The sequence below is a fragment of the Arthrobacter sp. L77 genome, assembly GCF_000816565.1.
Taxonomy (GTDB): domain Bacteria; phylum Actinomycetota; class Actinomycetes; order Actinomycetales; family Micrococcaceae; genus Arthrobacter_D; species Arthrobacter_D antioxidans.
Map to the genome: position 1 here is coordinate 337,099 of NZ_JWSU01000001.1, position 11,985 is coordinate 349,083.

9 protein-coding genes are annotated in these 11,985 nt (G+C 72.7%); 5 read left to right on the forward strand and 4 right to left on the reverse strand.

Going from position 1 to position 11,985, the window contains the following annotated elements:
• Position 1: 1 nt before the first annotated feature.
• Together RY94_RS01660 and RY94_RS01665 are read right to left on the reverse strand one after the other, a co-directional pair.
• On the reverse strand, positions 2 to 1,747 hold the full coding sequence (locus RY94_RS01660) for an ABC transporter ATP-binding protein (protein ID WP_043440885.1): 1,746 nt from the start codon (positions 1,745 to 1,747) through the stop codon (positions 2 to 4).
• Positions 1,740 to 3,461, reverse strand: coding sequence for an ABC transporter transmembrane domain-containing protein (locus RY94_RS01665; protein WP_043441361.1), 1,722 nt, complete (start codon positions 3,459 to 3,461; stop codon positions 1,740 to 1,742). The genes RY94_RS01660 and RY94_RS01665 overlap by 8 nt, the downstream gene beginning before the upstream one ends.
• A gap of 130 nt (positions 3,462 to 3,591) precedes the next feature.
• On the opposite strand from RY94_RS01665, the gene RY94_RS01670 reads away from it, so the two are divergent.
• The 5 genes from RY94_RS01670 (at position 3,592) to RY94_RS18250 (ending at position 10,768) form a co-directional block, all read left to right on the forward strand.
• Positions 3,592 to 4,470, forward strand: coding sequence for an SURF1 family protein (locus RY94_RS01670; RefSeq protein WP_043440887.1), 879 nt, complete (start codon positions 3,592 to 3,594; stop codon positions 4,468 to 4,470).
• Positions 4,463 to 4,951 carry a DUF3817 domain-containing protein gene (locus tag RY94_RS01675; RefSeq protein WP_043440890.1) on the forward strand — a complete coding sequence of 163 codons (489 nt, stop codon included), beginning with the start codon at positions 4,463 to 4,465 and terminating at the stop codon, positions 4,949 to 4,951. The genes RY94_RS01670 and RY94_RS01675 overlap by 8 nt, the downstream gene beginning before the upstream one ends.
• A 60-nt stretch (positions 4,952 to 5,011) precedes the next feature.
• Complete coding sequence (gene guaA, locus RY94_RS01680) at positions 5,012 to 6,598, forward strand: glutamine-hydrolyzing GMP synthase (protein ID WP_043440892.1); 1,587 nt, start codon at positions 5,012 to 5,014, stop codon at positions 6,596 to 6,598.
• Between the two features lie 93 nt (positions 6,599 to 6,691).
• Positions 6,692 to 10,558 carry a DUF4011 domain-containing protein gene (locus RY94_RS01685; protein ID WP_231554372.1) on the forward strand — a complete coding sequence of 1,289 codons (3,867 nt, stop codon included), beginning with the start codon at positions 6,692 to 6,694 and terminating at the stop codon, positions 10,556 to 10,558.
• A gap of 21 nt (positions 10,559 to 10,579) precedes the next feature.
• A complete protein-coding gene (locus RY94_RS18250) occupies positions 10,580 to 10,768 on the forward strand; it encodes a hypothetical protein (RefSeq protein ID WP_231554373.1) in 189 nt (62 codons plus the stop codon).
• Positions 10,769 to 10,820: 52 nt separating this feature from the next.
• Here RY94_RS18250 and cpaB read toward each other — a convergent pair whose 3' ends face one another.
• Both cpaB and RY94_RS01695 read right to left on the reverse strand, forming a co-directional pair.
• Positions 10,821 to 11,492 (reverse strand): Flp pilus assembly protein CpaB, encoded by a 672-nt coding sequence (gene cpaB, locus RY94_RS01690; protein WP_082045973.1) that lies wholly within the window; start codon positions 11,490 to 11,492, stop codon positions 10,821 to 10,823.
• 90 nt (positions 11,493 to 11,582) lie between these two features.
• Complete coding sequence (locus RY94_RS01695; protein ID WP_043440896.1) at positions 11,583 to 11,915, reverse strand: FmdB family zinc ribbon protein; 333 nt, start codon at positions 11,913 to 11,915, stop codon at positions 11,583 to 11,585.
• Between the last annotated feature and the right edge of the window lie 70 nt (positions 11,916 to 11,985).

Consider the following 11,985-nt stretch of genomic DNA (forward strand, 5'->3'; position numbering starts at 1 on the left):
GTCAGTCGCTCCGCCACGAGTGCCACAGGGATGCGTACGCGCCGTCGAGCGCGAGCAGTTCCTCGTGCGAGCCGAGCTCGGCGATCCGCCCGCCCTCGACGACGGCCACGCGGTCGGCGTCGTGCGCCGTGTGCAGCCGGTGCGCGATGGCGATGACGGTCCGCCCCTCGAGGACCGCGTTCAGCGAGCGTTCGAGGTCGCGAGCGGCCTGCGGATCGATGAGGGACGTCGCCTCGTCGAGCACCAGGGTGTGCGGATCGGCGAGGATGAGCCGCGCCAGGGCGAGCTCCTGGGCCCGGGCGGGGCTGAGCTCGAACGCCCCCGAGCCCACCTCCGTGTCCATGCCCTCGGGCAGCTGCTTCACCCAGTCGAGCGCCCCGACGCTGCGCAGGGCGTCCTCGATCTCGCCGTCGCCCGCGTCCGCCCGGCCGAGGCGCACGTTGTCGGAGACGGAGCCGACGAACACGTGGTGCTCCTGCGTCACGAGCGCCACCTCGCGGCGCAGGTCGTCCAGCGGCCGGTCCACGAGCGGCACGCCGCCCACCGTGACCGAGCCCGACGTCGGCGGGTGGATCCCGGCGATCAGGCGCCCCAGCGTCGACTTGCCGGCCCCGGAGGGCCCGACGACGGCGAGCCGCTCGCCCCGCACGAGCGTGAGGTCCACGCCGTGCAGCACGTTGTGGCCCGGACGGTAGGCGTATGTGGCGGCCGACACGACGATGTCCTCGTTCGCCGGTTCCGCCGCCGTCGCCTCCCGGTCCGGCTCCACGCCCTTGATGCCGACGATCCGGGCCAGCGACGCGGCGCCCACCTGGATCTCGTCGGTCCACATGATGAGCAGGTCCACCGGGTCGATCAGCCGCACCGCGAACAGTGCGACGGCGGCCACGGCGCCCGGCGTCACCAGGTCCTGGCCCGCGAGCCAGCCACCCCACAGGAGGACGGCCGCGGCGGGCAGCCAGAAGGCGATGTCCGCGGCCGGGAACAGCACCGAGCGCAGCCACAGCGTGTAGCGCTCCGCCCGGTAGCTGGTGCCGAGGGCGTCGTCGAGGTCCGCGCGGCGCAGTCCGCCGAGGCCGAGGGCGTCCACGGTACGGGCGCCCTCGATGGTCTCGGTGATCGTCCCGTTCACGACGGCGTAGGTCTCGCGTTCGCGCATGTACCCGCCGGCACTGCGCCGGAGGTACCAGCGCGTGACGGGCCAGAGCAGCGGCAGCCCCACGAGGAGGGCCAGCGACAGGATCGGGGAGGTGACGACGGCGGCGCCGAGCGTCAGGACGATGGTCACCACCGAGACGACGACCTGCGGCACGCCGAAGCGCACCGTGTGGGACACGGCGTCGATGTCGTTGGTGGTGCGGGCCACCAGATCGCCGGTGCCGGCCTTCTCGACCGTGGAGAGGGGGAGCGCGGTGACGTCCTCCATGAAGTCCTCGCGCAGTTCGGCGAACACGCGTTCGCCGAACACCATGCCGGAGCGGACGGCGTACCGTCGCAGCACCGACTGCACCGCGAGGAACGCGAGCATCCCGAGCGACACGGTCGCCACGAACCCGGGCGTGGTGCCCGCCGCCACGGCGTCGATGAGGAGCCCGAGCAGCAGCGGCCCGGCGAGCCCCGCGACGGCCGATCCGATGTACAGGGCGATCACCATCCCGAGGCCCCGCCGGTGGTGGCGGATCAGGCGTGCGGCTTCGTCACGCACCGCCTTCGGGGCGGCGACGGGAAGCGTGGCCCTACTACTCACTGCGGATCACCACATCTCGATAGGCGGGCGTGCCGGCCATGAGCTCCGCGTGGCCGGCCTGTGCGGCGACGCGGCCGTCCTCGAGGAAGATCACGCGGTCCATGGCCCGCAGCAGGAGCGGGCTCGCGGTGACCACGACGGTCGTCCGGCCGTCCCGGCGCCGCGCCCCGGCCAGCCGGGACGCGATGCGCTGCTCGGTGTGGGCGTCGACGGCGCTCGTCGGTTCCACCAGGACGAGGGTCTCGGCGTCGGTCAGGTACGCGCGGGCCAGGACCAGGCGCTGGCGCTGCCCACCCGAGAAGCTCCGGCCCCGCTCGGTCACCGCGTGGTCGAGGCCGTCCTCGAGGCCGTCCAGGATGTCCAGGGCGCCGGCGTCCTCGAGGGCCGCGAGGATCGCGGCGTCGTCGTGCCTGCCGTGCGGGTCGAGCTGCCGGCGCAGCGGCCCGCTGAAGAGCTGCGGGCTGGCCTCGCTGACCACGATGCGCTCGCGGATGGCAGCGAGCGGCACATGCCGCAGGTCGGCGGTACCCCACCGGACACCCGCCTCCTGGAGGACGGCGTCCTCGAAGCGGCCGAGGCGCGTGACGGCATCCGTCGCGTCGGCGGGGTCCTTCGCGACGACCGCCGTCAGCAGGCCGGGCTCGACGACGACGCCCGAGCGCTCGTCGACGAGCACGGAACCCGACGGCGGGGCGGGGGCCGGCGTCGGGCTCTCGGCGACGTTCGCCCGGACCGCGAGCACGGCGAGGATCTTCCGGGCGCCCACGTGCGCGCGGATGAAGCGCGCCACGGAATCGGCGGCCGCCCGGATGGGGGTCATGAGGAAGATCGAGAAGCCGTACAGCGCCACCAGCTCGCCGGGCGTGATGTCGCCCGAGAGGACCAGAGACGCCCCGACCCACGTGAACACCACGCTGAAGGTGCCCGCGATGAAGACCTGCGACGCCTCGAGGTCCGCGAGGGAGCGCGCCACGCGGATGCCCGAGTCGCGGGTCTCCGCGGACCGGGCCCGGTACCGGTCCACGAAGATGTGCTCGCCGCCGATGCCGCGCAGTACACGCAGCCCCGCCACGGTGTCCGCACCGACCGCCGTCATCCTGCCGGACGCCTCGCGCTGTTCGCGCTGCCGCGCCTGCAGGGGGCGCACCACGAACAGGAGCAGTCCGCAGCACACGGGGACGCCCGCGAGCACCACGACGCCCAGTACGGGCGAGGTCTGCCAGATGAGGGCCGTCACCACGAGCCAGGCCGCGGCCGCGCCGGCGAGGCGCGTCAGGACCTCGTAGACCTCGCCGAGGCGGAAGGCGTCGGAGGCCGCGGTCGAGACGACCTCCCCGGTGGACAGCGCCGTGGGCAGGGCGTCGCCGGTCCTGCTGATCGTGTGGCCCACGAGGCGGACGGAACGGAACGCGGCCTGCATCCAGTTGCTGACCCCGGCGCGGTGCGTGGCGGTGTCGGAGACCGCCTGGACCACCATGAGGCCGAGCAGGGCGCCGGCCCACGCGACGAGCGCCGCGTAGTCACCGCCGATGACGCCGTCGTCGATGGCCCGGCCGAGCACGAAGGGCATCACGGCCTGCGACGTCATCCACACCGTGCCGAGCAGGATCCCGGCGGCCAGCGTGGCCTTCTGGTGGCCCGCGAGCCACAGCAGGTAGCGCGCGGGCGAACGCAGGTCCGGGGGGCCGGTGAGGGGGTAGGGAAAGGAGCGCACGAGGACCAAGCCTAGACCGGATCCGGGTCGAGTGATAGAGATTTCCCAATCAGTTTTCCCGGCCCGGTCCCGGGGCGTTCGATCCGGGCACCATTCGTTGTTCTACAGAGGCACGAAGTACCGTTGAGGTGTGTTGAAGACCGCGCTCAAGCCCCGATGGATCCTCCTGCTGGTCCTCGCGATGGCGATCGCCTCGGTCTTCGTGCTCCTCAGCCAGTGGCAGTTCAACTCCTCGCGACAGGCCCCGCCGCCTGCGCCGAGCACCACCGAGGACGTCCGGCCCCTGACCGACGTGCTCCAGCCCCTCACGCCCCTGTACGCCTCGGGCGCCGACCAGATGGTCTCGCTCGACGGCACGTTCCTGCCGGACACCCGCACCCTGGTCCAGGACCGCGTGCGCGACGGCGAGGAGGGCCTCTGGGTGATCCAGGCGTTCGCCGTCGACGGCGCGGCGACGCCGGCCGGGGATGCCGGGCAGGATGCCGTCATCCCGATCGTGCTCGGCTGGGTGCCCGCCGCCGAGGACGCCTCCTCCCTGCCCGAGCAGGAGGGGCCGGCCGCCGTCGTCGGACGCCTCCTGCCGCCCGAGGCGCCCCTGGTGCAGCGGCCCGTCGAGGGCCAGGTGCCCTCGCTGTCCACCGCCGAGCTGGCCAACCGCTGGGACGCCCGCGCCTACGCGGCGTTCGTGGTGGCGACGACGGTGACCGCCGGGGGAGTGGATGTGCCCTTCGCCGCCGGCATGGAGCCGGTGGTCGTCGGTCCGCAGCCGCAGGAGACGCCCATCAACTGGCTCAACATCTTCTACGCGATCGAATGGTTCGTCTTCGCGGGCTTCGCATTCTTCCTGTGGTGGCGCCTCGTCGCCGACGACCACCGCCGCGCGCTCGAGGACGCCGAGGACGCCGCGGAGGCAGGGGCACAGCCCTCGCCCGGCACCCGATCCGACGCGATGCCCGCAGCAAGCTCCGAGATGAGACCCGACACCGAAGGCGGAATGCACCGTGACTGAGCCAGCTCTCGACCCGACCACCGGATCGGGCCGCACGCCCGCGAAGGGCACGCCGAAGCGGCGGTTCGGCGGCACGCATGCGCAGATCCGCGCCGCCCTCAGGTTCTACAAGGTCCTCGCGTACGCGACCGGTGTGATGCTCCTGCTCGTGGTCGTGGAGATGGTCGCCAAGTACGGGTACGGGACGGAGATCGTCGCCGGGGGCGGCGCGCCCCTGCAGTTCCTGCCCGAGACCGTCGCGGCGACGGCCGGGGGACTGAACCTCTCGACCACCGTGCTGATCGTCCACGGCTGGCTGTACGTGGTCTACCTCATCGCCGACTTCCGCCTCTGGCAGATCATGCGCTGGCCCTTCGGCCGCTTCATCCTCATCGCCCTCGGTGGCGTGGTGCCGCTGCTGTCCTTCGTCGTCGAGAAGCGGATCCACCGGCAGGTGGAGGAGGACCTGGCGGCGCACCCCGAGGCCGCGCCCCGCTACTGAGCGGCTTCACAGAGGCCCGCTGATGCAGCCCGGTCCGCGCGCGCAGACTATTGTTGACGGGTGACTACCCCCGAGAACGGCTCCGAACACCGACCTGTCCTCGTCGTGGACTACGGCGCACAGTACGCCCAGCTGATCGCGCGCCGCGTCCGCGAGGCCGACGTCTACTCCGAGATCGTGCCGCACACCCTGAGCACGCAGGAGATCCTCGCGAAGAACCCGGCGGCGATCATCCTCTCCGGCGGGCCGTCGAGCGTCTACGCCGAGGGCGCGCCCCGCGTCGAGGCCGACCTCTTCGAGGCAGGCGTGCCGGTCCTCGGCATCTGCTACGGCTTCCAGGCGATGGCCGATGCCCTCGGCGGCACGGTCGCGAAGACCGGCCTGCGGGAATACGGCTCCACGGACGTGCGCTCCGACGGCGCGGCCCGCTCGATCCTCAGCGGGACCCCGGAGCACCAGAACGCGTGGATGAGCCACGGCGACAGCGTGCAGTCCGCCCCCGAGGGCTTCGACGTCCTCGCCAGCACCGCCGGCGCGCCCGTCGCGGCCTTCGCGAACGAGGAGAAGGGCCTCTACGGCGTGCAGTGGCACCCCGAGGTCAAGCACTCCCAGCACGGCCAGGCCGTCCTCGAGAACTTCCTCTTCCGGGGTGCCCGCCTGGCCCCGAACTGGACCACCGGCGACATCCTCGAGGAGCAGGTGCAGGGCATCCGCGAGCAGGTCGGGGACGCCCGCGTGATCTGCGGGCTCTCCGGCGGGGTGGACTCCGCCGTGGCCGCAGCCCTCGTGCAGCGCGCCGTCGGTGACCAGCTCACCTGCGTGTTCGTGGACCACGGACTGCTGCGCGAGGGCGAGGCCGAGCAGGTGGAGCGCGACTTCGTCGCGGCGACCGGCGTCAGGCTGTACGTCGCCAACGAGCAGCGCCGGTTCCTCGACGCGCTGGCCGGCGTCTCGGACCCGGAGACCAAGCGCAAGATCATCGGCCGCGAGTTCATCCGCGCCTTCGAGGAGGCGGAACGCGCCATCATGCGCGAGGCGGAGGCGGACGGCGAGTCCATCCGTTTCCTCGTGCAGGGCACCCTCTACCCCGACGTCGTCGAATCGGGCGGCGGCGAGGGCGCCTCGAACATCAAGAGCCACCACAACGTGGGCGGCCTGCCCGAGGACCTGCAGTTCGAACTCGTCGAACCCCTCCGGGCCCTCTTCAAGGACGAGGTGCGCGCCGTCGGCGCCCAGCTCGGCCTGCCGGCGGAGATCGTGGGACGGCAGCCCTTCCCCGGGCCGGGGCTGGGCATCCGGATCGTCGGGGAGGTCACGGAGGAGCGGCTCGAACTGCTGCGCACGGCGGATGCGATCGCCCGCGCCGAACTCACGGCGGCCGGACTCGACAACGAGGTGTGGCAGATGCCCGTGGTCCTGCTCGCGGACGTCCGCAGCGTCGGCGTGCAGGGGGACGGCCGCACCTACGGGCACCCCATCGTCCTGCGCCCGGTGTCGAGCGAGGACGCCATGACCGCGGACTGGTCCCGCCTGCCGTACGACCTGCTCGCGCGGATCTCGAACCGGATCACCAACGAGGTGGACGGCGTCAACCGCGTGGTGCTCGATGTCACGAGCAAGCCGCCGGGAACCATCGAATGGGAGTAGTCGCGCTCCGGGGCGGGCATCGGCCCACTCCGGTCCGCCCGGGCCGCGTTGCTATCCGCGGGGTCCGGACGCTTTTCGGATAGCTTGGAAGACATGCCCATCTGGTCGAGATCAGCACGTGACAATGCAGGGAAGAAGGCGGCGGTGCCGGAGCAGGACCAGCGTGATGCGGCAGGAGAGCCGGCGGATCAGCCGCAGGACGGCGGGCCGGTCGCGGCATCGCAGCAGCAGCCGGCGTCGGCGCCCCAGGCCCCGGCCGCCGGGGACTTCCTCGAGCCATGGCTCGACGGGCTAGGGTCGCAGGCCAGCGGGGACACGCTGCTCCACTTCCGGCCCTCCGCCGGCACCAGCATCGACCTGACCCATGCGCACCCCTCGGGCCTCGCGCAGCTTCTCGCAGGACGGCGGACGAGGCTGTCGACCCTCCTCCGGGACCCGGTGCAGTACAGCGCGGCCAAGGCGGCCGCACGCGCGCTCCGGGCGAAGATCTTCGAACTCGGGACCGAACGCGGGATCGACGTCGGGTACCTGGCCGCCGGCACGGCGTCCTGGCGCTCCGTGGACGATTCCGGGCGGTCGCAGACCCTCAACGCCCCCGTGCTCCTGACCGCCGTGTCCCTGACCGTCCATGCGTCGCAGGACGACTACGAGCTCCAGATCACCGAGCAGGCCCGCATGAACCCGGCGCTGGTCCGCCACCTGCGGTACCAGCAGGGCCTCCAGGTGGACCCGGCGGGCATCGCGCGCCTGGCCTACGGGACGGCCCGGATGGACCCGCATCCTGTCCTCGAGCGTATGCGCGTGCTCAGTGACGGCGTGCGCGGCATGTCGATCGAGCACCGCATCCTCGTGTCGACCTTCGCGGACCTGGCCGGGGTGAAGGGCGATCCCGCCCTGCGCCCCGAGCACCCTGTCCTGGCTGCACTCCTGGCGTCGGCGCGGGGCGACGAGGAGGCTGCGGCATCGCTCACGACGGCGGCCGACGGACTCTCGTTCCCGGCACCCGATGAGCGCGACCCCCAGGACGAGCTCCTGATCCTCGACGCGGACGGCGCCCAGCAGGAGGTCCTCGATCTCGCATCCGCCGGGGTGAGCGTCGTCGTGGCCGCTCCGCCGGGGACGGGCCAGACCCAGACGGCGCTCAACCTCGCGGCCCGGTCCGCGGCCGCCGGTCGCCGCGTGATCGTCGCCGCCGAGCGTCGGGGCACGCTCAACGAATTCGTCCAGGACCTCGACGGCCTGAACCTCGGCTCCCTCGTGCTCCAGCTCGGCAGCCAGACCGGTTCCGCCCAGTTGCGGGAGGCCGTCATCCGCGCCCTGGTGCGGAACGAGAAGGCGGCCGAACCGTCGCTCGACACCCTGCACTCCACGCTGACCGAGCACCGGCACCAGCTGGTCGAGCACGTGCGCAGCCTGCACGACGTGCGCAGCCGGTGGAGGTGCTCGCCCTACCAGGCGATGCAGTCCCTGGCCGGCCTCACGGCGCTCGATCCGGCGCCGTCCACCACGGTGCGCCTCAAGCGCAGCGTCCTCGACTCCATCGCCGACCGCCGGGAGCTGACGGAGCGGCTCCAGCGGGCCGCCGAACTGGGCAGCTTCAGCAAGGCCTCGACCGAGAGCCCCTGGTACGGCGCGCAGCTGCTCAACCGCAAGGAGACCGAGCACGCGCACGGCCTCGCCGAGGAGCTCGCCACCGGGATCCCCGAACTGCGCGGCGAGGTGCAGCGCGTCGCGGAGCACTCGCACATCACCCTCGGCGACAGCTTCAGGGAGTGGGGCGAGCAGCTCGAACTGCTCGTCGCCGTGCGGGGCAGCCTCGACAAGTTCACGCCCGACATCTTCGACCGCCCCGTGACGGACCTGATCTCGGCCACGGCGCCGTCGGCGTGGCGCAAGGAACGCGGCATCGAGATGAGCTCGATGACGCGCTCCCGGCTGCGGCGCGTGGCCAAGGAGTACATCCGGCCCGGCGTCCAGATCTCCGACCTCCACAGCTCGCTGCTCGAGGTGCAGCAGCAGCGCACCCTGTGGACGCGGTACGCCCTCACCGAGCGGCACCCCTCCGTGCCCACCGGGCTGGCCGAGATCCATGCGTCCTACCGCGCCGTCGAGGGACGCCTCGCGGAGCTCACGGCGATCCTCCGGCCCACGGCGGAGCACCCGGACCTCGCCGGACTGGTCCTGGACGGCCTCGAGGCGCGGCTGCGCGACCTCGCCGCGGACAAGGACACCCTAGAGACGCTGCCCGAGCGCACGCTGCTCCTCGACGAGATGCGCGAGCAGGGCCTCGCCGAGCTGCTCACCGACCTCGCCGCCCGGGAGGTGCCCGCCGAGCGCGTGGGCGCCGAGCTGGAACTCGCCTGGTGGCAGTCCGCCCTCGAGGCCATGATCAGCGGGGACGACTACCTCGCGATGTCGGACGGGGCGAGTCTCCGCAAGCTCGAAGCGGAGTACCGGCTCGCCGACAACGCGCACATCGCCTCGGGATCCGCCCGCGTCCGCTGGATCCTCGCGGACCGCTGGCGGGCCGCGGTCGCGAGCCACCCCGAGGACGCCGCGACGCTGCGTCAGGGGCTGAAGGACGACACCCTCACCCTGGAGGTCTTCGCCGCGCTCCACCGCGACCTCGTGGCGGCACTGCTGCCCATCTGGGCCGTGAGCCCGCTGACCATCAGGGGTGCCGTGCCCGGGGACTACCGGTTCGACACCGCCGTCCTCCTCGACGGCGAGTCGATGTCCCTGCAGAGCGCGGTGCCGTGCGTGGCGCGTTCCGCGCAGACCGTGATCTTCGGCGACGACCGCCTGGCCGCTCCCACCCGCTTCAGCATCGAGGTGCAGTCCGCCGACCGCGCCTCGGCCCTCGAGCCCCTGCCCAGCGCCTTCGACGCGCTGCGGTCGGTCCTGCCCGTGCGCGGGCTGACGGCGGTGTACCGGGGTGTGGACCGCGGCCTGGGGACCTACCTGAGCGAGTCGTTCTACGACGGCAAGCTCACCCGCCTGCCGCAGGCCTCCGAGGTCACGGGGGAGGGCCGCGGTCTCGTGGTCGAGTACCTGCCGAACGGTACGGGGATGCCGAGCTCCGAGCACGACGGCGTGGAGAGCGTCGACGTCGAGGTCAAGCGCGTCGTCGAACTCGTTTTCGAGCACATCCGGCACCGCCCGCGGTCCTCCCTCGCCGTCGTCACCGCCAGCGCCCGGCATGCCGCCCGGGTCGGGGAGGCGATCCGCCTGCAGATGGCCGAGTTCCCCTGGGCCGCCGGGTTCTTCACGCCGGGACGGGAGTCCTTCCGGGTCGTGCCCGTCGAACGCGCCGGAGGCCTCGTCCGCGACGACATCATCTTCTCGCTGGGCTACGGCCGGACCCCCCACGGGCGTGCCCTGCACTCGTTCGGTCCGCTGTCCGGTCCCGACGGGCGCCGCAACTTCGTGATGGCGATGACCCGTGCCCGCCGGCTGCAGCACGTGCTGACGTGCTTCCAGCCCGCCGACCTCGACCCGGATCGCCTCACCGCCGGTGCCCTGGACTTCTTCGAGCTGCTCCAGCGCGAACTCGGCGGCGACGCCGGCGGAAGCCGCCCCGTGTCCGGGAGCAACGAGGACCCGCTCGTCGCCGACCTGGTGGACCGGCTGCGGCACCGCGGGGCCGAGGTATGGGACCACTACGCCGGCGTCCTCGACATCGTGGCGGTGCGGCCCGCCGATCTCCGCGCCGACGGGAGTGCTGCCGCTGCGCAGGACGAACGGCCGGCCCCGCTGGCCATCGAATCGGACGGCACCAGCCGCTACAAGTCCATGTCGGTGCGGGAGCGCAGCAGGCTCAGGCCGCAGATCCTCGAACGCATGGGGTGGCGCTACATGCCGCTGTGGACCATCGAGGTCTTCACGGACCCGGACGGCTGCGCGGAACGCGCGTCGGCGCTCATCGGCCTGCCGCCCCGCGAGCCTGCGGACCAGCCGTAACCACGGAAGGACCGCGACAGGATGAGCCACGACGATCAGCCGCCGGCCCGCGAGGCGGCGCCGGGCCAGGCTGTCCCGAAGGACCCCGCGCCCGCGACTGCGCCCGCCATCCCGGTGACCGCGGGCGAGGACGACCCGCGGTCGTGGGGCGACACCCCGGACGATCACGACGCGTGGCTCAGGGAGCAGCGCCCGCCGCACTGGGGGTGAGCCCCACGTCCGACGGCAGCGCGGGCTGCGCCGCGTGAGCGCCGGCTCGTGCTCATGAGCCTGTCGTGAGGACGAGGTGCACGTCCCCGGCGCTGGAGGCTCCGGCGAGCGTCGCGGCGTCCTCCGGGCCCGCCGCGACGACGACGAGCCCGCCGTCGTCCCCGGCGCCCGGCCAGGACCCGCCGCCTGCTTCCGGCGCGGTCCACAGGACGGGGACCGACCGCGCGAGGACCGTCGAGTCGCCCGGGACGTCGAACCCGTTGCCGGTACTGAGGATCACGTCCACGCGCTGTCCGGGAGCGAGGAGCTGGACCGTGGCGGCATCGGCCGGACGGAGCGGGACCGCGACGGTGCCGTGCGCCATCCCGGTCAGCAGGCCCTCACCGACGAAGGCGGTCGCCGGGAACGGGAAGCCTTCCGGCAGGGGAGTGGCCAGCTGCCGGCCCACCACCTCGTCGGCGCGGCGGAGGGTCCCGGCGACGACGGCCTGGTCGGGCACCCGGACGATCGAGACATCCGCGTCCGTCAGGACGGTCCCGACGGCGAGGTCGCGGGCGGCACTGACGACCGCCGTCGTCGGGTAGTCGTCTCCGACGGTCGCTTCGACGGCGACGCCGGCGGCGGCACACAGGAGCAGGCAGGCGAGAAGCCTCCGGCGGCGATGCACCATCCGGTGCAGGCGGTACCGGAGAGGGGCGACCCGGGGGCGGCGGACGGTGTGCATGGACCGACGCTAGGCGGCGGTGAGCCGCCCACGGGGTGGTGCCGCTGCTATGTGGACATCAGCCGCCGTGCACGGCCCGCGGACCGACGATCAGGATGCAGCGCGGTCGGCGCCCGCCGGGGCCGGGGTCGCCGCAGCGCCGGAGGACGAGCCCGCGGACGCGCCGGCGGTACTGGGCGCACCGGAGGCCTCCGAGGACGACGACGGCGTCGCGGGGGCGGAGGTGGCATCCGTGCTCGACGTCGTGGCGCGGGAGTCGTTGCGGTAGAAACCGGAGCCCTTGAAGACCACACCCACGCTGTTGAACTTCTTCCGCAGCGCGCCGTCGCAGACGGGGCAGACGGTCAGGGAGTCGTCGGAGAAGGACTGCTGGATGTCGAAGGTGTGGCCGCAGTCCTTGCAGGCATAGGCGTACATGGGCATGGAGATCCTCCTGGACAGGCTTCGTGGTCCCCGACCGGCACGCTTCCAGCACACGCTGTTGGCACTCTCC